This window comes from Bacillus sp. CGMCC 1.16607, from assembly GCF_042683745.1.
Classification (GTDB): Bacteria; Bacillota; Bacilli; order Bacillales; family Cytobacillaceae; genus Pseudoneobacillus.
On the sequence record NZ_JBHUJX010000023.1, the window covers coordinates 19,745 to 38,227 of the forward strand.

At 34.3% G+C, this 18,483-nt stretch carries 20 protein-coding genes, 3 pseudogenes and 1 other annotated feature; of the genes and pseudogenes, 6 read left to right on the forward strand and 17 right to left on the reverse strand.

Going from position 1 to position 18,483, the window contains the following annotated elements; all coding sequences use genetic code 11:
* Positions 1-36: 36 nt before the first annotated feature.
* Positions 37-295: pseudogene (locus tag ACFSO7_RS15995) on the forward strand (IS5/IS1182 family transposase); the annotation flags it as partial.
* Between the two features lie 476 nt (positions 296-771).
* On the opposite strand, the gene ACFSO7_RS16000 reads toward ACFSO7_RS15995, so the two are convergent.
* The 4 genes from ACFSO7_RS16000 to ACFSO7_RS16015 all read right to left on the reverse strand — a co-directional run bounded on the left by ACFSO7_RS16000 (position 772) and on the right by ACFSO7_RS16015 (position 3,765).
* Complete coding sequence (locus ACFSO7_RS16000; RefSeq protein ID WP_377878339.1) at positions 772-1,215, reverse strand: hypothetical protein; 444 nt, start codon at positions 1,213-1,215, stop codon at positions 772-774.
* A gap of 296 nt (positions 1,216-1,511) precedes the next feature.
* Positions 1,512-2,501, reverse strand: a complete 990-nt coding sequence (locus tag ACFSO7_RS16005) for an alpha/beta fold hydrolase (RefSeq protein WP_377878340.1) — start codon at positions 2,499-2,501, stop codon at positions 1,512-1,514.
* Positions 2,502-2,530: 29 nt separating this feature from the next.
* Positions 2,531-2,974 carry a hypothetical protein gene (locus ACFSO7_RS16010; RefSeq protein ID WP_377878341.1) on the reverse strand — a complete coding sequence of 148 codons (444 nt, stop codon included), beginning with the start codon at positions 2,972-2,974 and terminating at the stop codon, positions 2,531-2,533.
* A gap of 23 nt (positions 2,975-2,997) precedes the next feature.
* The gene (locus ACFSO7_RS16015; protein WP_377878342.1) at positions 2,998-3,765 is read right to left on the reverse strand and encodes an SDR family oxidoreductase; all 768 of its coding nucleotides are present in this window, start codon (positions 3,763-3,765) and stop codon (positions 2,998-3,000) included.
* A 277-nt stretch (positions 3,766-4,042) separates the two neighbouring features.
* Between ACFSO7_RS16015 and ACFSO7_RS16020 the strand changes: the two genes are divergently transcribed.
* On the forward strand, positions 4,043-4,486 hold the full coding sequence (locus tag ACFSO7_RS16020; RefSeq protein WP_377878343.1) for a cell wall hydrolase: 444 nt from the start codon (positions 4,043-4,045) through the stop codon (positions 4,484-4,486).
* Between the two features lie 316 nt (positions 4,487-4,802).
* Here ACFSO7_RS16020 and ACFSO7_RS16025 read toward each other — a convergent pair whose 3' ends face one another.
* From ACFSO7_RS16025 to ACFSO7_RS16035, 3 genes and pseudogenes are all read right to left on the reverse strand, one after another.
* The gene (locus tag ACFSO7_RS16025; protein WP_377878399.1) at positions 4,803-5,582 is read right to left on the reverse strand and encodes an ATP-binding protein; all 780 of its coding nucleotides are present in this window, start codon (positions 5,580-5,582) and stop codon (positions 4,803-4,805) included.
* Positions 5,583-5,771: 189 nt separating this feature from the next.
* Positions 5,772-6,053: pseudogene (locus ACFSO7_RS16030) on the reverse strand (LytS/YhcK type 5TM receptor domain-containing protein); the annotation flags it as partial.
* A 545-nt stretch (positions 6,054-6,598) separates the two neighbouring features.
* Complete coding sequence (locus ACFSO7_RS16035) at positions 6,599-7,564, reverse strand: carbohydrate kinase family protein (protein ID WP_377878344.1); 966 nt, start codon at positions 7,562-7,564, stop codon at positions 6,599-6,601.
* Positions 7,565-7,795: 231 nt separating this feature from the next.
* On the opposite strand from ACFSO7_RS16035, the gene ACFSO7_RS16040 reads away from it, so the two are divergent.
* Positions 7,796-8,308: a ClbS/DfsB family four-helix bundle protein gene (locus ACFSO7_RS16040; protein ID WP_377878346.1), complete on the forward strand. Its 513-nt coding sequence runs from the start codon at positions 7,796-7,798 to the stop codon at positions 8,306-8,308.
* 65 nt (positions 8,309-8,373) lie between these two features.
* Here the strand turns inward: ACFSO7_RS16040 and ACFSO7_RS16045 are convergent, their stop codons facing one another.
* The 3 genes from ACFSO7_RS16045 to ACFSO7_RS16055 form a co-directional block, all read right to left on the reverse strand.
* Positions 8,374-9,039 carry a hypothetical protein gene (locus ACFSO7_RS16045; RefSeq protein WP_377878347.1) on the reverse strand — a complete coding sequence of 222 codons (666 nt, stop codon included), beginning with the start codon at positions 9,037-9,039 and terminating at the stop codon, positions 8,374-8,376.
* Between the two features lie 294 nt (positions 9,040-9,333).
* On the reverse strand, positions 9,334-9,726 hold the full coding sequence (locus ACFSO7_RS16050) for a hypothetical protein (RefSeq protein WP_377878348.1): 393 nt from the start codon (positions 9,724-9,726) through the stop codon (positions 9,334-9,336).
* A 187-nt stretch (positions 9,727-9,913) separates the two neighbouring features.
* Complete coding sequence (locus tag ACFSO7_RS16055; RefSeq protein ID WP_377878349.1) at positions 9,914-10,600, reverse strand: helix-turn-helix transcriptional regulator; 687 nt, start codon at positions 10,598-10,600, stop codon at positions 9,914-9,916.
* 199 nt (positions 10,601-10,799) lie between these two features.
* Between ACFSO7_RS16055 and ACFSO7_RS16060 the strand changes: the two genes are divergently transcribed.
* Entirely contained in the window at positions 10,800-11,138 is a 339-nt protein-coding gene (locus ACFSO7_RS16060) for a hypothetical protein (RefSeq protein WP_377878350.1), read from the forward strand.
* A gap of 13 nt (positions 11,139-11,151) precedes the next feature.
* The gene (locus ACFSO7_RS16065; protein WP_377878351.1) at positions 11,152-11,631 is read left to right on the forward strand and encodes a DUF2231 domain-containing protein; all 480 of its coding nucleotides are present in this window, start codon (positions 11,152-11,154) and stop codon (positions 11,629-11,631) included.
* 279 nt (positions 11,632-11,910) lie between these two features.
* Here the strand turns inward: ACFSO7_RS16065 and gltX are convergent, their stop codons facing one another.
* From gltX to ACFSO7_RS16080, 3 genes are all read right to left on the reverse strand, one after another.
* Complete coding sequence (gene gltX, locus ACFSO7_RS16070) at positions 11,911-13,575, reverse strand: glutamate--tRNA ligase (protein WP_377878352.1); 1,665 nt, start codon at positions 13,573-13,575, stop codon at positions 11,911-11,913.
* Positions 13,576-13,621: 46 nt separating this feature from the next.
* Positions 13,622-13,860: a binding site (T-box leader), on the reverse strand.
* A gap of 241 nt (positions 13,861-14,101) precedes the next feature.
* The gene (locus tag ACFSO7_RS16075) at positions 14,102-14,449 is read right to left on the reverse strand and encodes a VOC family protein (RefSeq protein ID WP_377878400.1); all 348 of its coding nucleotides are present in this window, start codon (positions 14,447-14,449) and stop codon (positions 14,102-14,104) included.
* 353 nt (positions 14,450-14,802) lie between these two features.
* On the reverse strand, positions 14,803-14,946 hold the full coding sequence (locus ACFSO7_RS16080; RefSeq protein ID WP_377878353.1) for a hypothetical protein: 144 nt from the start codon (positions 14,944-14,946) through the stop codon (positions 14,803-14,805).
* Positions 14,947-15,031: 85 nt separating this feature from the next.
* Between ACFSO7_RS16080 and ACFSO7_RS16085 the strand changes: the two are divergent.
* Positions 15,032-15,136 (forward strand): annotated as a pseudogene (locus ACFSO7_RS16085) (hypothetical protein); the annotation flags it as partial.
* A gap of 206 nt (positions 15,137-15,342) precedes the next feature.
* Here the strand turns inward: ACFSO7_RS16085 and ACFSO7_RS16090 are convergent.
* The 4 genes from ACFSO7_RS16090 to ACFSO7_RS16105 form a co-directional block, all read right to left on the reverse strand.
* Complete coding sequence (locus tag ACFSO7_RS16090; protein WP_377878354.1) at positions 15,343-15,864, reverse strand: SRPBCC domain-containing protein; 522 nt, start codon at positions 15,862-15,864, stop codon at positions 15,343-15,345.
* A gap of 24 nt (positions 15,865-15,888) precedes the next feature.
* Positions 15,889-16,212, reverse strand: a complete 324-nt coding sequence (locus ACFSO7_RS16095) for an ArsR/SmtB family transcription factor (RefSeq protein WP_377878355.1) — start codon at positions 16,210-16,212, stop codon at positions 15,889-15,891.
* 269 nt (positions 16,213-16,481) lie between these two features.
* On the reverse strand, positions 16,482-16,919 hold the full coding sequence (locus ACFSO7_RS16100) for a hypothetical protein (RefSeq protein WP_377878356.1): 438 nt from the start codon (positions 16,917-16,919) through the stop codon (positions 16,482-16,484).
* A 668-nt stretch (positions 16,920-17,587) separates the two neighbouring features.
* Positions 17,588-18,010, reverse strand: a complete 423-nt coding sequence (locus ACFSO7_RS16105) for a VOC family protein (protein ID WP_377878357.1) — start codon at positions 18,008-18,010, stop codon at positions 17,588-17,590.
* Positions 18,011-18,483: the final 473 nt, after the last annotated feature.

The following is an 18,483-nucleotide window of genomic DNA, read 5'->3' on the forward strand; positions in this document are numbered from 1 at the left end:
AAGGTTCACACTATTTCCCGCAGGAGTCGTCGCCTTTCACTCCAATTGGAACTTAATCTAGATCGTGAGGAACATGGAAAAAAACCATTCCCTCCTGCGAAATTTGAAAAAGACGAATGGAAAGAAATGAAGGAAAGTACGACAGACCCCGAAAGTGGATACTATGTAAAAGATGAATGAACCAAGCAGTTTGCGTATTCCTTCCATGCAGCTATAGATCAAAAAGGATTCGTGTTAGGTACTATAGCAAGTTCCAGGAAATATCCAAGATAGTCATTTGTTACAGCCACTTGTTTAGAGAATCATGGAAAAAGTGAAGAAACCACTTGCGGTCGCATGCGATGCTTACATTTGCTGCCATGAATTTAAAGAAACTTGCAGCTTGGACTGGGCAAGATGCCTGATGATGACTTCGAATACTTATTTAATAGGTTTTGGGGTCAGTTTTTAAGCAGATACTCGCTGATTGGAGCGGAAGGTGCTTGACTCCTGGGGGATATAGCGTTGCAGACGAGACCCCGCACAAAGCGAAGCGAAGGAGGAGGCTCGGCGAACGCCCCCCGGAAAGCAAGCGCCTGGAGCGGAAATCAGCCTTATCTTCCACAATATCTTTTAAAAATGACAAAAGGCAGTGAGAAAGAGCCTTCTCACTGCCTTTTGTCGACAATCTTAAAGGATTTCTAGGACTTTATAGTCTAAGCTATCCTTTTCCTATTATTTGAATATTTTTTACATAATCTACTACATGTCTGAAAAGAATGCCTTTGACCATTATTTTAATTTACTTTGAAGAATTTCCTTAAATTTATTACTATCTAAAATCTCTCTATCATGACCAGTAATCCCAAATCTCATTTCATTTTCAAAATACCAAACATTTTGGGACAATACGAACAAACTTGCATTTCCTTTTTTAGTGTGTTTCATTTTTACTTTTGTCATTGAATCTTTTTTATAATTTTTAAGCTCTGGTCTGATCATAATGATATCTGAGCCGAATCTAAGTTTTAACTCAGTTAAATCAACATAGGGGCTAGGATAATTCCATTCTTCTATAGTAACAAGTCCTTTATTTACCGTATCTGACAACCAACCTCTTATTGTACGATAAAATTCATTCAGTTCTATTTTATGTTTACTTTTTTTCGTGTCAGTTTTATTCTCATTCAGTTCTTTTTGTCTTTTCAACAAAAATTCATTAAATTGATCACTCAAAACACAACACCTCCTTACGAAATAATTACTTACTTTACAAATATTCAATAAGGATGAAAATTGATTCTTCAAAATACAAAAAGCCCATCAAGTGATGAGCTACTAATTCATTGGTCTAATGTCGTAATCTAAAAATTAACTATGATGAAAATGATTTAAATACTTAAAAAAACCCGCAAATACATATCCAGCCATACCTAATTGACCTAGGTCAATATCAAGGATACCTTTTTTGGGTTCATATAAAATGTACAATTTGATCCCTCCTCAATTTCCAATCTTTCATCCAAAAATTCTTAAATTGGTTCGGATCTTTTTGGCAGCCATTCGGCAAGATAATTCGGTAATTTTCCATCCGTACTAATACCACTATGTCCTTGAGAGAGTAATGTAAACTGTTTATCTTCACTTGAGACAAGTTTCATGATTGGTTCACTCATTTCCTTTGGAACAAGTAAATCTTGGGCACCACTTACTACAAGTAAATTACACGTTATATTTTTTAATGAGGCTCTTTTTTTTCTAATAAACATCTTGCCTTTTATAAGTTTATTATGTTTTCCTAGATCATTGATAAGTTGTTTTAAGGCAGCACCAGTTAATGGGATATGAGCATTCGTCCATTCATTTAGGCGTCTCCATTTATTCACATATTGCTCATCATCTACCCTGGCTAACAGGGATAAATACGGAGAGACATACACTGGTGAGGATAATAAACGCATCCCAATTCTAACAAATTCACTAGGTATGACAGGAGTGACTATTAATTCTTCAACGTCTATCGTTTCATTACGAATGGCGTCAGACCAATTCTTAAATATCGGTGTAAAGCTAAAATCAATTGGTGTTGTTGATAGTATTAAATTTTTTATCGGTTCTTCAGCAATGGTAGTATACATAGCAGCAAGAGTACCACCAAGACAAAATCCAATTACTGATATTTCCTGGGCTCCAGAATGCCTTAAGGATCTCTGTGCACCTTTTTGAATATAATCAACAATATAATCGTCCATGCTGATATCACCGTCTTCATATCCAGGGATACCAAAATCCAACAAATAGACTTCATAGCCTTCCTCTCGAAATGCTTCTATCATACTCATTTTTGGACCTAAATCAAGAATAAATGGTTGACTAATGAGAGAGTAGACAATAAAAATGGGGACATTAAATTTCTTCTTTTTAGGAGGATAATACCATAATGTGGCTTTGTTTTTTTTCCAAATAGCCTCCCTATGTGTGGTAGCCATTTCAGGCAAAGGTTCCTGTAGTACATTCCACATTTTTTTCCACCTTTGACTCTCGTTCTTCTTCATATCACTTTATTTCCTTTAATAAAAGGTCCGTTATTCTCCAACGTTTCCATTAGGATTTGGCGAAGCCTTTCACGTCTTTCACTATTTGGATTGCTCTGAGTTTGTTTCACTTTATCATTTTGTGCCAAATTTTTCTTGTTCTTTTCGAGTGATAGTAAATCCTCGATTCGATCCAATTTCTCCTCTAACTGGACCTGCATTTTAGCAATATTGGCCATGTCCCTTTTTGTAGGAAAATTGAACATCATTGACAAAGTTTCGATTGACTCATTCATTTTTTTCGAATGATTTCCAAGAAGCTTATGCTGATTGCTTACATGCTTGATGAACTCTTTATTATCAAGAATTTCTTGGATCATACTGTTGATATTTCTTTCTTGTACACTCCAATTAACTTTGAGTGACTCGTAAAAATCTTTATTCTTCTCCTTTTTCTCCATACTTTTTTCTCCTTTCTCTACTGTTATACAGTAGCTGCTATGCCTCCATCCACATTAATCACATGGCCATTAATGTAATCTGAAGCATTGGAAGCTAGGAAGACTGCGGCTCCCTTTAAATCTTTTTCGTTTCCATACCTTTTGGCAGGAATTTGCGAAAGTGTATCTATCTTGGAATCTTCCAGTATTTTTTTTGTAATTTTTGTCGGAAAGTATCCTGGAGCGATTGCGTTTACTTGGATACCGTATCTTGCTAGTTTTACTGCTAGGTCTTTTGTAAAGGTAATGATCGCCCCTTTGCTTGTATTATAAGCTATTGTCTCCATAACATCTGGATCTGTTCCTCCGTATCCAGCTACCGATGCTATATTGATGATTTTCCCATGACCTTGTTTAGCCATTTCTTTTGCTACAGCTTGAGAAAATAAAAATGTCCCATTAACATTTATATCTAAGACTTTTTTCCATTTATCCTCTGGATAATCAAGTGTTGGCGCTAACCAAGATATTCCACTGTTATTTACTAAAATATCAATCTTGCCAAATACTTTCATTGTTTCACTCATTACTTTTTCGATATCTTCCCGCTTGCTAATGTCACAACTACAAGCAATTGAATTTACTCCGAGTTTATTGATCTGTTGGCTAACCTCTCTGCAAGCTTCGATATTTCTTGAGCAGACCACAATGTTAGCTCCTGCCTCCGCAAGACCTGTAGCAATTTGTAGCCCTAGTCCCCTACCTCCACCAGTAACAATGGCAGTTTTTCCCGATAAGTCAAATAAGTTCATACTGTGTTTGTTTCCCTCCGATCTAGAATGATATAGAGATAGAATATAAGCTTCCTCACTTACTTCTTACCTTCTTCAAATTAATCTATGTTATTTTTGACAAATGGAAATGGACAAGCGTGGATGGGTAATAAAATGGAGTCTGAAAATTAAATGGGACAAATAAAAAGGATTGAGAAATTAATGGAATTTTACTCCATACTTCTTTTATAGTCATTTTTTTGAAAAGGCTACACCAATATAGGCCTTTTTCATATGATAATTTTGGGGTGAGAAAATGCCGAGAGTAAATTATCGAAGTTCAGATATCGATTTAATGGCAAGGATGATGAGAGCAGAAGCAGAAGGTGAAGGGAAACAGGGAATGTTATATGTTGGAAATGTAATTGTAAATCGTCTTAAAGCAAATTGTTCAGATTTTAAAAATTTGAGATCCATTCCCCAAGTTATTTATCAAGTACAAGGAGGAAACTATTCCTTTGAAGCTGTTCAAAAAGGAAATGTATTTTACCAAAGAGCGCGATCTGTTGAAAAGAGATTAGCAAAACAGAATTTGGATTATTGGAGACAGCATCCAGCGAAATACTCGCTTTGGTATTTTAATCCATATGCTCCATGCCCTCCAACATGGTACGATCAACCTATTTCTGGTCAATTCAAAAATCACTGTTATTATGAACCAAAAGCTGGCATATGTGATAGTGTGTATACTGGGAGTTAAGCTTACTCTATGAGTAAGCTATTTTAATTCTTTCGAAAGCTTTTTAGTATATTTAGAGGATACTTGGAAATAGAAAAATGATTATGGTTTGTTCATCAAAGGAATAATGATTACAAGCACAAACCACACCTACTGGCATCCAAAATACAGTGGGACAAAACGTGTTAAAAACGAAAACTAGTATGGTGCAAAAGTTCCATTAATCTAAACAAAGGGAAGGTTCTTCTACTCCAATTATTGAAGCAGAAAACCTTCCACATGATTTCATTTTCTTTTATGATTTCTTCATTTAAAAGTTTGTATTAGATCACACACTTTAGGTTATCTGGGGTAAAAAAATAATAAATTCTGTCCCCATATCCTTTTCACTGTTCACTTGTATTTTACCTTTGAAAGAATGGACAATTTGAAAACTTACCATCATTCCTAATCCTGTCCCACTTTCCTTTAAGGAATAAAACGGAGATCCAAGCTGATCCATTTGCTTTTTTGTCATGCCGATTCCTTGGTCCTTAATGGTAATCATTATATTTCCATCTTCAGTTATAGTACATGTAATCCAAACATTCCCACCATTAGGCATTGACTCTATCGCATTTTTCAAAATATTAATTAAAGATTGGTTCAACTTTTGAGGATTAGCATAAATCCAACAATTATCAATAACATTCGTTTTAATCACAACATTATGGTTCATGGCATAACTTTGTACGATATTTGCCACACGTTGTAACTGATTACCTACGTCGATTCTTTCACTATTAACTTCTGAGGGTTTTCCTAAAGATAAAAAATCATTAATGATTTCATTTGCACGGTCTAATTCTTCAATAGATAATTGGATATATTCCTTCTTTTTATCAGGTAAATCAGGCTCGTTTAAAAGTTGCAGAAAGCCACGAGTAACTTGCATCGGATTTCGAATTTCATGGGCAAAAACACTTGTTAGCTCACTGATTACTCGTAATTTCTCCGCGTTTTGCATTTCTAATCGAATTTGACGAATCTCCCTTAAATTTTCAATTAAGATAATGAAGAACCAGGTAACTACTACTACAAAGATAAGATGAATAATCTGCACTTTAAGATAATCCATGGAAAAACCTCTGAGAATACCAAATAATATAATTCCGATCAGACAATAGTATATAGAAAGACCTACACCAATTTTACCCCTTTTATCTTTATTTGAACTCGCAAACGATTTTAGAAAAAACAGAATAACAGGTAGTGATAATAATAGAGCAAGAACAGTATTATAAAACCCTATACTTATTCCAAAAAAAAGACGATAAAGTATGATAAGGACTGAGAGGAAGATACCTGACCAAAATCCACCGTATAGTGTCCCAATTAATAGAGGAATAATTCTTAACTCCAATCGAGCATTTTGACCAAAACTCACTGGAAAGGACATGCATAATAATATTGATATTCCGCACAAAATGAAAATGATCATTTTTCTATTTTTCTCAGTCTTTACTCTCTCTGTAGTAAATGTAAAGTAGATAAAAATGGGTATTACCATATGCGTAAGTTGCAGCAAAAAATCCTTAATTGTACTCATCTTCGTTACCTTTCATATTCTTTTCAACATCTGAACCCTGTAATCTAAGAAGCTAATCATGTTCATTATGTATATGATTGTTTCATTCAAGTGTCAATATTTTAAGCAAGAATCTTATTATATTCGTAATAATACCATATTACATCATTATTTATCGTATTTTGTAGAATTTTGCATATGCTATTAACCCAAATAAATTGGTTTTATAGGTGGTATTTTTTGTGGTTTTCCCCTTTTTTAGTATCAATTTATACATTTCCTCTAATAATAACACCTACTGGCATCCAAGAAATGTTGGAACAAAATGTGTTTAAAACCATTCTTCGTAAATGGTCTTTTTTCTATAAACATTTCTTTCTCAATGAGTTTTCCTAATCACTCCATCTGATTCAAATATTAATCATTAAGGTAGACTAAAAATAGCGTTAAGATTGACGGTCTCACTAATCATAGAGATCGGCAGCTTTAGTAATTTTTAATGTAGAAAAAAGAGCCTTGCTACAGTTCATACGTAGCAAGGCTCTCATTGATGTTGTTTCAATCTTTTAACCTATTAACAGCAATATTTCTTCTTTTGATGGTATGGAAGAGATAGCCCCTTTTCCAGTTGTTGTTAGCGCTCCGCTTGCATTGGCAAATGCAAGTATTTCTTTATAATGTTTGTTAACTATATCCTCTAAATTGTCCTGATTTGCATTCTTATTCAACAGTTGGTACAAGAAACCGCCAATAAATGCATCTCCGGCACCAGTGGTATCTGTTACTTGAACAATATAACCAATAGATGAATATTTATTATTCTGTATGTAGACATCGGCACCTTTTGAACCTTTTGTAAACACCACTATTTTTACATCCCCTGTAAACAATGATGCAATTGCCTTTTGTTCATCAGCTATACCAGTAATAAACTCTAGTTCTTCATCAGAAACTTTTACAATATACGCCATCGGAATAAATTCTAGAATAGTATTTCTGCATTCCTCGGCACTTTTCCAAAGAGGTAAACGCACATTAGGATCAAAGCTGATTATCCCACCACGAGCTTTTGCTGATTGAATGGCTTTGATATGAGCCTGCTTCATAGGGCTTTCCACTAAATCTACTGAACAGAAATGTAAGATGTCACCATGGCTAAACCATTTTTCATCTATTTCAGCATCCGTAAGCAATAAGTCTGCAGAAGGATTTCGGTAAAACGAAAAATCGCGTTCTCCATCTTCACGTAATGAAACAAAAGCCAATCCAGTATTTGCATCTTTGGTTTTTGAAATCTTATCTATATTCACACCATACCTTGATAGTTCTTCTAAGAGAAAATCACCAAAAGCATCTTCTCCTAATTTGGTAATCAGCGAGGCATGTCCACCAAATTTTGCAACGGCAGCTGCTACGTTTGCTGGAGCACCGCCTGGAACCCGTTCAAAGGATACTACATCTTTCAATGCTATTCCTTTTTGCAGGGGAATAAAGTCTATTAATACTTCACCAATGGAAATTAAACTTCCCATTATAACACCTCGCTTTCCCCGTAATTGGGAATGAATTCATCTATTACAGTATTAAAATAGACTATTAAAAACAAGTCAAAACATTACTATATTAAAAATTTTCATTTTGACATTAAATTCTTAAATAATGTAAAAGTTCGTTACATAAAATTGTTCTTTGATTACAGCCAACGAAATATACCATCACATGCATTCTTTGTTAATATTAAGTAAAAAAAGGAGGAAATTATCATGATAGTGGGAAGTGAAAAAGAAACTCTATTAATGGAAAGCGACAAAAATTTTAATTCATTGCTTGAAATCATTGAATCTGTACCTAACAGAAAAAGGAACATTTCTATCGAAACTCAAGAAAGAGATAAAAATTTTCGTGATGTACTAATGCATTTGTATGAATGGCATGTAATGCTTGAGAGATGGTATAGAGAAGGTATGGATGGAGATATTCCTTTTATGCCAGCACCTGGTTATAAATGGAGTACGATCAAGCTACTTAATAGGCAAATCTGGGGAAACTATCAAGATGTAACATTAAATCAAGCAATTAAAAAATTGAAATTAAGCCATGGTAGAGTAATGGATATAATTAAATCACATACCAATGAAGAAATCATGACAAAAAAATACTATAAGTGGACAAAAACAAGTAATCTATACAGCTATTTTACAGCAAACACTTCCAATCATTACATTTGGGCTATAAAAAAATGTGAAGTTATAGCAATGTCGATATATAAAGGATAATGGAACAAGTTTATGAAAACATGTACTTAAACAGAAGTTTAGGATCAAACACAGTGATCCCTATTTTATTTATTTAAAGTTCGCAATTTGTAAAATAACCACGATCGAATGATAGATTCATTTGAACGATGGGATGCCACTTTATTTCTAAAATAAAAATCGCTTGTTTTAATCTCTATTTTTACAATTGGTTTTACAGCTGTTGTGCTAATCCATTCGTTAAATCGGATGGCATGATTGCCTACTCGGGAGAAAGAGTCTTCTGGTAATAAGTAAACCATGCCGTAAATCCATGGATCATTTAAAAGTGTAGGCTTTGTTAACGAGTAAAAATGAAACATTTTTTTGCTTTTGGCAGAAAATGATCCGTTTCTAATATCTCCTATTATTTTTTTCTTATCTAAGGTAGCATAGAAAATGGACCAAATCGGATCTTTAGTAGCAAAAACAGCTGTTGCCATTTTGCCATTAAATAAGGTTTGTTTACGAGGTTCAAAAGAATCTATTTGTTTATTATTTGAGCCGTGCAAAACGATTGGCTTGTGACATGTCAGATAATGAAGGAATTTATATTTGGGGACTGAAAGGTTGTAATTAATTAGTTTATCCGCCTTTTCACAAGAGCTTTCAAACAAATCATTAAATATTTTTTCTTCCTCCTTCGTAATCGTTATTTCTGGTGAAGGATAGAACAACATATTTAAAAGAATATGAATTAATGCTGTTTTCAACTTCATCACTCCTTTGCCACTAAAATCATATTCAATAAAAATGGCTTAATACCTTATTTTGAAAATAACTGCAAAACTGCTAATCGAAAAAATGGAGGAAAGCACATTTTAAACCCTGTAAAAAAAAGCCACTTAAATAGATGTGGTTCACCTTATCTTAAGTATATGAGTTTTTTTATTATGAAAATTTAACAAGTCAAAAATACCAAATTATAAAAATATAATTGGTATTTTTGACTTGTTAAAATAATTGGGTATGGGACTTTGCACTTGTTAGTTACTTTTCTAATTTTGTTATGGTGCTATTTCAAGAAAATAATTCCTTATATCTTTTGGCAATTCTTCTACAGAAAGCACTTTTAATTTTTTTGTACCTGGTGAGGTCATTACTACAAAAGCCTTTTCATCATATTCAAATAAAGTAAATTGATTTATTTTATTCGCACGAGTATTCATGCTCTTTATAAATTCAAAGTCTTCTTCCTTGAAATTGTCTTCATATCCTTGCAACATTAATTTTTGTACCTCGTCAAAGTCTTCAGCAAAAGAGATTGCTTGGTATAATTCAAGTGAATTCTTAGGAGTAAAGACCATGACATAGTATGTTACTGCTCCACCTAAAATAAAAACAAATGTAAAAAAACTAATCCACTCTTTTAATGTTTTTTCCCTTCGAATTCCCCACATAACAAACCTCCTCCTTAATCCTAATTTTACCATAATTAGGTATACACCTATCCCTTTTTACAAAAAAGTGACTGTTCTCATTGAACAATCACTTGCGTTTAGTAAAACATTTTATGAATATACTCACTTACTTTGTAGCCAAATAACATAATTTCTTCAGGCCAATTGTAAGTCCATATTTTGCATTTCATTCCTTTTCAATAAAAAAGGAATATGACTCGGTGTGGATTGGTTGATCAGAATGTATCTTGAAAACGCAACGGCCATCACCGTTTTGAAAAGTTTCTTTTCGGGTTACTTTCAGTGCAAGCAACCTTGTGAGTACGTTAACCGTCACACTGCAAAGGGCTGGACGCTTCATTGCAACATTTGCGAATGGACAATTTCGTTCAATCAGTAACAGATCATCTTCATCCTGTTCAATCTCGATAAATGAATCATTTTCCATATATATATCCTTTAAAGCAACAACTCGCTCATAAAGATTTAACGCTCGTAACCGACTCTCCCATTGCTGTACCCGACTTTCCGTCATGCTAGAAAGGATCTGTTTTAAAGTTTCTTCACCAAGTTGCGATATTACCGTGTCAATCAGTTCCACAGTAAGCCCGTCATAGCTTTTAGGAAATAGATGCTCTCCTACCAACGTCAGACTATAAAACAATGATGGTCGACCAGCTCCAGCATCTGGAGCTCTTTCAGATTGTCGTTGAATATATTCATCTTGTGTAAGCTGGAGAAGATGCTGACGTACCGCTTCTCCTGTCATCTGCAAACGAGAGGAAAGATCCGCAACGGTTGAAGGACCATTCTGTTTCAAATAATTCAAAATATCGCGCCGAGGACCTTGTAACTGATTTAAGTTAATACTCACACCGATTACCTCCGTAAATATTCGATTATTCCAGTGAACTTGTATCTAATATGCCAAAAAAAGATTAATTAAACAAGTAATTATTCGTTTAATTCTGAATATTATGTATAAAACTAATTAACCAATTTTTATATTGTTTAATTAGAGATATTAGTTGAATGAAGTGGATTACATTAATTGTAATGGAGGGATGATTAAAATGCTGATATCATCTGTTGTTCTTTTTGCAGTTGCTGCACTTGGTGGTATGGTACTTGGGGTTCTAGGTCTTCGACAAAGAGATTTACCTATGGGGTTGTCGATTATACATGGCGTAGTTGCAGCGTCTGGGCTTATTTGTTTAATTCTTGCAGTTGTGCAAGGGGGTGTAGGAGTACTTCCACTCATCGCCTTGATTCTTTTCATTATTGCTGCACTTGGCGGATTCGTATTGTTTTCTTACCATTTACGCCGGAAACCACATCCTAAAGGCCTAATCGTGATCCATGCTTTAGCCGCGGTTATCGCATTTGTCTTATTAGTTATTGGAATCTTATAAGGGGTGGATATTAATGAAACAGCGGTCCAAGTTGAGATTTTTTGGGCATCCAGTACACCCTGTTATTACACATTTTCCAATGGCCCTATTACCAGTGTCCTTTCTTGGTGACCTGCTTGGAGTCTGGAAAGATACTTCGTTTTGGTGGAGCTTTTCGTTTTATAATCTAGCCATTGGTCTTGTTTTCTCCATACCTGCGCTAATTACTGGTATGATTGACTTTATTACCATTCCTCAAAAAGGAAATGTCGAACGTGTTGCATTACGCCATATGACCGTAATGATTGCGGCAATTTTGATGTATATGGTCAGCTTTTATATTCGCATTGGTATTGAAATTCCTTCTGGATGGCGGCTAATAAGTTCCGTTACTCTATCATTTATTGGTACGATCTTTCTTCTAATCGGGGGATGGTTTGGCGGGCAGCTCGTTTACCGACACGCTGCAGGAAGCAATCCAATAAATGAACAGTCTGAATTGGAAAAGTCTTGATAGAAATAGTAATTTTGAGTTAGAAAAAAGAGCCTTGCTACCATTCATTCGTAGCAAAGCTTTTAAAATTTCAATTTAATCCATCTAATTATTCCTGTCTAAATTTAAGGGTCTTGAGAATTCTTTTAGATATATTACGATGAACTTTACCACAGATAGTTGTAAAGACTAGCGGTCGGTTGCAGTTTATTTGAAAGGTCTCACTTTGTAATGAAGTTAAATGACCAGGAAATTGGTTTCCCCAATCACTATTTTGATATGATATTTAGTTGATTTCGACTAAATGGAATCACCTAGGAAATTCTGCATTCTCGTAAGAACCCTTTTTTCACCCATTACTTTCATCATTTCAAACAAATCAGGTGTATTAGTTCTGTTGGTTAGAACGACCCTAATGATCATCGCTACATCACCAACATGTCCTTTGTAATGGTTAGGATTAGCTTTATATTGCTTCATTTCCTTTGCAAAGCCGAGTTCCCCAGCAAGTTCTTTTATTTCATCGAACCAAGCTTCCTTTTCATTATTAAACTTATAAGTTTTGCTAAAACCTAATACAATGTCTTTCGCAACATTAAAACTTACATTTGTAGGTAACTTATAGCCACTCATTACATCCTTTTCAAACAATTCGTCATAAAAGAAAGCAATCATCGACTTCACATCTGACCACTTTGAATAATCTTTTCTTGGTTTCTCAATGATTCGACCTATATTTAAAATGTTTACAGTGTATTCCTGATTCCTGTCAATTAAAGTATAAAGCTCAGAATCAAATTCCTTTGCCCAAGTGTATAAAGGGTCAAATACTTGTTTACCTGTAAGCTTTGAGATAACATCCTTGCTGACATCATTAAGTTTATTCATGTCAAATAAGGCACCACTGGCATTCATTTTATTAGTATTGATAAAAAAGTCTTTAAATGATTTATGAGGATTTGCCATCCTCCATTCTTCAAAGTCAGAATTAATGAGATTCATGAAGTATTCATTTATAGCTATTCCTGGGTATCCTTGTTCTTTGTAATACTCAGCGGTACCATCCAGATCCTTACGCTTACTAAATTTCCGTTTAGAAGCTCCGACTTGCTTCATTATTGGAGCAATATGTCCGTATTTCGGTATGCTAAAACCTAAGGTTTCAAACAACTGAATATGAATAGGCACGGATGAAAGCCATTCATCGCCCCTAATAACATGGGTCGTACCCATCAGAAAATCATCTATGGCATGAGCGAAGTGATAAGTTGGTAAACCATCTGTTTTCATAATTACTATATCTTGATCATTTTCAGGTAACTCTATCGGACCTTTCACCAAATCATGGTACGTTATTCTCCTATCAGATGTACCTGAAGATCTAAGTCTAATAACAAACGGTTTACCATTTAAAATCTCTTCATTGGCTTTCTGGACAGTTATATCTCGATGTTTAGCCCACTGACCATAGTATCCTGTTGTTACTTTTAAATCCTGCTGGCTTTTTCTTATCTTTTGTAAATCGTTTGCATCGCAGAAGCATGGATATGCTAATCCATTCAGTACTAAATGTTTAATAAAAACCTTATAGATTTGTGTTCGTATGCTTTGTTTATAAGGTCCATAGGTACCCTTATCGTCGCCTGAGAGCTGTGGTCCTTCATCAAAATGAATCCCAAAGTATGACAATGAATTTATAATGTTCTCGAGGCTGCCTTTTACTTCGCGTTTTTTGTCTGTGTCTTCAATACGTAGGAAAAAGACTCCATTACTTTGGTGGGCTAATCTTTCCGAAATTAACGTTGCGTATAGCCCCCCTATGTTTAGTGAACCCGTTGGGCTCGGTGCAAATCGTGTTACCATAGCAGATGAGGACAAATTTCTTGGCGGATATAAGGAAAAAATATCAACCGGTAATTGTCTTACATCCGGAAATAAAAGTTCCGCCATATTCTCATTTGACATTGTCATACCCTCCTAAAAGTTCAAAATAAAAAGCCCTTCGTCCTTTATAAAGGACGAAAGGCTTGCTTCCGCGTTACCACCTAAATTGGTTAAAAACCCGCTCATTATGCAGCAATTCATTATATTGCTACACATTTCTATAACGGGAAATCCCCGGTAGACCTACTCCAATTTTTTGGTCTACTGCTCCAAGGCTTCTTTCATTAAGCTCGAATACCCAATCTCAGCAGCATGGGCTCTCTTTCATTCGAGTGATTAATTACTCTTCCTCTTCACTACATTTTACATTATGTGGATATAAATATTCATATATTAAGAGATAATACCTATTTTGTCAACAATCTAATTCGTACTTTAAGAACAACATTTTTTTTAACGCTCTATAGTCGGGAAACTACTTGATTACCTGAGCAATAAAAGAAGAAATTCCTCCTACTAAGGCTTTATTTGAAGAGTCTGTTATGAGTACATTCAAAAAATGAGCGACACCTAAGCATCTGTTTAATAACAAATGCATCACAACTCGCTATTTTTCCCAAAGCTCGACCAGACGACCTTCAGGATCTTTAATCCAAATAAACTTTCCATATTCACTCATCTCTTCTTTCTTTTCAAGCGGCACACCAATTTGTTCAAGATGCTCAATCATCTCGTCTAGATTATGTACTTGGAAATTTAACATCACTTGTTGTTCTGTTGGAAAATAACTGTCATTCTCGGTAAAGAATGAAAAGATAGTCTCATTTCCTAATTGAGGTTTTATTATAGTTCCATTCCAATTATTTATATCAATTTTCAACACTTCACTGTACCATTTTTTCACAACATCAAGATTTTTTGTTCTCCAAAATATTCCACCGAAACCTTTAATCATCATATCTATCTCCTTCTACTGTAATTTTGTTTTTCGACTATTGTTACGTTTCCTTTTCACAAATCTGATCTCTTAGCTGATCTTGTATTTATTATATTTTATAGTTTGGGTTGTTCATAATTTCGTTAATCAATTTCAAGATATCCTCATTTTTGTTATTACTTGTATCTATAATATGTTTCTTATCTATTCCCGAATCTAAAAAACTCATTAAGTAACAATTGACATCGCTCACCCATTCTATCCTCCGGCTTTCTCATATTATCCCTATTGATCAATGTTTCAATATCAGTCAAAAAACCACATATTTTACTTCTACATTCATTAACATGCATATGGCTTATGTAATCACCTTAAATATAAGCACTCTTTGGTAGCTTTTGAACAAGTTGTTTTGAAGTTGTTGATTTACCAACTCCTGCTGGACCCGACAATAGATATACCGTGCTGTTTTCGACTTTCTCCACTTTGTTCAATCCTCGAGGTTCATTTTTCATTTTCTCCCCCAAATTTTACGCCTTTGATAAAAACTCGTTTGAGTCTCTATTTTAAAACGCTTATTTTTCAAATTATTTCAATCTAATTATCCCAGAAAAGTCCACTGTTATTAGTGCCCATGCAACAAGTACAAAAGTGGGCGACATCTCCGAAACGATGGCTATTAAGCAGCTGTTTGGTAAACAAGCTTAACAGATTCCAGTAACAGCTAATTTAGTGGTTTTATAAAGTCCCTATTAATTTGTTTGATAACTTTAATGCTTCTTTTCTATATGTTGCTCGTCCAGATATTAATACCTCGTCAGATAGTATAAATGGATATAGTTAGTGGATAAGAAAAGCTCGCTCCAAAATTTATATTGAAGCGAGCTTAAAAATTATTCTTGTTTTCTGATTTACTGAAGTTCGACCAAAAGATCATCGAGGCGTTCATATTGTGAAGCAGTGCCTTCAGTTACACCCATTTCCATTACCTGCTGTAGCCCCTCAACTGTTGCGTATTCAGAACGCATGATAAGTTTTGTCTTACCATCTTGTTCAATAAACGACATCGTTACTACTGTCGTAGGCATCCCCTCAATGGTGTTGCCATCTTTATCGGAAAATACATCGGTTAAGATAATCTTTTCCGGAACTTTAATCTCATTATAGATAGCTTTACCCCAAGCTTCATAGCCATAAAAGTCTCCTTGATTCTTATCTATGCACCGCATGCAATAATGCCATACACCGTTAGGCTTAAACTCAAACGTAAGATTTTCTGTCTGCCAGCCTTTCGGGCCCCACCAGTTCGCTAAATGCTGAGGCTCAGAAAAAGCCTTAAAAACCAGTTCTCTTGGTGCATTGAAAATCCGCTCCATGACAAGAACTTTCCCTTCAGTAGTTACTATCAACTTGTTTGTTATATTATTTTCCATCCTATTTACCTCCTAATGATATTTTTAATTTTCTTCTTTTTTTAGCATTTTTTCTAAATAATCATCTAGACGATCAAATCTTTCTTCCCATATGTGGCGATAGGTTTCCAACCATGCATCCATATCTTTAAAAGGGGCTGCTCTTAATTGATAGATTCTACGGTTGGCATCTACTTGTGCTTCAACAATTCCAGCGTCGCTGAGAACACGAAGATGTTTGGATGCTTGCGGTTGACGAATTTGTAAACGATTAGCAATTTCACCAACAGTTAATGGGTTCTTCTTCAAAATCTCAACAATCTGTAAGCGGGTAGGTTCGGCAAGAGCGTTCAATGTTGTAATTTCCATTAATATGATTTCACTCCTATCTATAAACAACTAGTGTATATATAAATTTGCCTCCTATTAACTTTTGTTATGTTTAGTGTTAATGCCTCCCTACTTAATATAACAACAATATACCCCACAAGGAATATTCCTGTCAAGGAATATTTGTGAATTTCAAAAACTACAACTGTAACAACATTTATTTACTCATCCAATCCCATTAATATATATTCTCTTTTTGCAGTGGCCTCAATGTCATTATTCTTAACAAGTGGTGAAATCCGTATCTGTTATTCTTTTGGGGTTAATTGTTCAAAATATTCATATAATTTATTATACAATAGTGGATCCGTAATGTAGGATTTCCCTCCAATTACAGAAAGTTTACCTTGATGATTAATCGCCACATAATTAGACGTCTTTTTACCTTTTTCATCAACAAGAATAACAAAAAAACTCAAGGCTTCTGCTTGATTAAATATATTAGTATCAAAAGTTCTACGTAATCGTTTTGAATTTAGTATTTGAGAAAACTCTTTAATCTTTTTTAGATCTGATATTTTCTCACTATAATCATATCTTTCGCCAAGTTTAAAGTAAGTTCCAAAAGTGATTGACTCTATTTTTTCACCCTCTGAAAGTATATTAAAAGCATTTTTGGGAATCAAAATGTATACTAGACTACAAGCAACTAAAATTGCAATAATTGTAATATATCTTTTTCTCATCATCTAACACCTCATTGTTTCCTCAACCTTGTCAGCTTCAAACACATTTAGATGATAGGTCATATTTTTCTCCTTTTTAGTAATTTTAACATAAAATTCCATTTTCGGAATATCTCAATAATAAAAAAGACCGTCAAGTGACGATCCCCATTGTTATTTAAGCACAACGCTACCTATTTACTTATTTGGGACAATCCCACATCTTGTACTTAAAAAGATTAAAAAGCCTCTCATTTAGGAATGCAAATAATTTAAAATTACAAAGTCCATATCAACTCCTGACGGAACTAAACAATTATTCTACATCTTCTAATAATTACCTTTTAAATAACTAATTTTGCTGTTATATCTGTTTATTCGTCAAACTTTTTGAAGTGTGGAAAAGATACAACCACATCATAAAACAATTAAAGAGATTCAGGGGGAATAATAGTAGCTCCCCAATATGCAAGACAAATTCTGGTCTCTCATATGAATGGAAGTAACTCTTTATTATTTTTATAGATTCTAAAAGATTTTGAGTGAGTTCATCATCAACCGAAATATATTTATGTTCATTCGGGGTACAGTAACTATAATCTTTTCGAATGATTTTGTAAGAAAAAGGAGCCATCAAAAAACGACTTTGTCATTCGTACAAAAGCATTTTTATACTATTATCGTATGTACTAACCTTGATATCCTTCAGTGTAAATTTGGAAGGTTACACCGAATTTATCTTTAATCACCCCGTAAGCAGGACTAAAACCCGTTTCTGATATTGGCATTTCAACTTGTCCGCCATCCTGTAAAGACACAAAAATTTGGCGAGCTTTGTCTGGATTATCAAACGTGATACAAATGGTCACCAGGTTTCCTTCTTGAGCTGGTTGACCTGGGAATGTATCTGAAAACATAATTACTGACTCTCCAACTCTTATCGTAGCGTGTGAAACAAGGTCTTTTGCATCCTCAGGGAAAGGAAAATCTGGGGTAGTAGGCATTTCACCAAATGTAATAACTCCTAAATTTTCGGCATGAAATACCTTTTCGTAAAATCTAATTGCTTCTCTTGCATTTCCATTCAACTGTAAATAAGGAATAAATTGCATTTTTTCAGATCCTCTCTAATTTTTTTGGGAGTATGTACTCCAAATATTATTATAACCAACAAAATCGTGAGTCATATAAAATTCTGATAATTTTAATTGTTTCATGACAGCATACCCTGGGTAATTTTTATCACATTCAAGTATGTTCTACGGTTTTAACATCAATTTTTTATTTCTAATATTAAAAGAAAATGGTCACTCAATATAATAAACTTATTACCATCAGCTATGTTAAATAGGGCTACATGGTCTAAAACAAACAGTAATCCAAATGTGCTATTGATATTTAAAGAGGGGACACTCGGTTTTTGTTACCGGTTATGATGAAAACTATATTTACTTTAACGACCCTATGACTGTTGAAGTGAAGAAAGCACCAATAAACGATCTTCGCAAGGCTTGGATACAGATGGGGAAACAAACAATTACAGTACAAAAAATCAGTAGAACATGGGATTTAGAACAATAGCAAT

Coding starts and splice junctions, on each gene's coding strand:
- ACFSO7_RS16005 (WP_377878340.1), bottom strand. CDS start 2,501: ATGTGGAATGTACTACAGGAACCTTTGCCTGAAATGGCTACCACACAT.
- ACFSO7_RS16010 (WP_377878341.1), bottom strand. CDS start 2,974: ATGGAGAAAAAGGAGAAGAATAAAGATTTTTACGAGTCACTCAAAGTT.
- ACFSO7_RS16015 (WP_377878342.1), bottom strand. CDS start 3,765: ATGAACTTATTTGACTTATCGGGAAAAACTGCCATTGTTACTGGTGGA.
- ACFSO7_RS16020 (WP_377878343.1), top strand. CDS start 4,043: ATGCCGAGAGTAAATTATCGAAGTTCAGATATCGATTTAATGGCAAGG.
- ACFSO7_RS16025 (WP_377878399.1), bottom strand. CDS start 5,582: ATGGATTATCTTAAAGTGCAGATTATTCATCTTATCTTTGTAGTAGTA.
- ACFSO7_RS16035 (WP_377878344.1), bottom strand. CDS start 7,564: ATGGGAAGTTTAATTTCCATTGGTGAAGTATTAATAGACTTTATTCCC.
- ACFSO7_RS16040 (WP_377878346.1), top strand. CDS start 7,796: ATGATAGTGGGAAGTGAAAAAGAAACTCTATTAATGGAAAGCGACAAA.
- ACFSO7_RS16050 (WP_377878348.1), bottom strand. CDS start 9,726: ATGTGGGGAATTCGAAGGGAAAAAACATTAAAAGAGTGGATTAGTTTT.
- ACFSO7_RS16060 (WP_377878350.1), top strand. CDS start 10,800: ATGCTGATATCATCTGTTGTTCTTTTTGCAGTTGCTGCACTTGGTGGT.
- ACFSO7_RS16065 (WP_377878351.1), top strand. CDS start 11,152: ATGAAACAGCGGTCCAAGTTGAGATTTTTTGGGCATCCAGTACACCCT.
- gltX (WP_377878352.1), bottom strand. CDS start 13,575: ATGTCAAATGAGAATATGGCGGAACTTTTATTTCCGGATGTAAGACAA.
- ACFSO7_RS16075 (WP_377878400.1), bottom strand. CDS start 14,449: ATGATTAAAGGTTTCGGTGGAATATTTTGGAGAACAAAAAATCTTGAT.
- ACFSO7_RS16080 (WP_377878353.1), bottom strand. CDS start 14,946: ATGAAAAATGAACCTCGAGGATTGAACAAAGTGGAGAAAGTCGAAAAC.
- ACFSO7_RS16090 (WP_377878354.1), bottom strand. CDS start 15,864: ATGGAAAATAATATAACAAACAAGTTGATAGTAACTACTGAAGGGAAA.
- ACFSO7_RS16095 (WP_377878355.1), bottom strand. CDS start 16,212: ATGGAAATTACAACATTGAACGCTCTTGCCGAACCTACCCGCTTACAG.
- ACFSO7_RS16100 (WP_377878356.1), bottom strand. CDS start 16,919: ATGAGAAAAAGATATATTACAATTATTGCAATTTTAGTTGCTTGTAGT.
- ACFSO7_RS16105 (WP_377878357.1), bottom strand. CDS start 18,010: ATGCAATTTATTCCTTATTTACAGTTGAATGGAAATGCAAGAGAAGCA.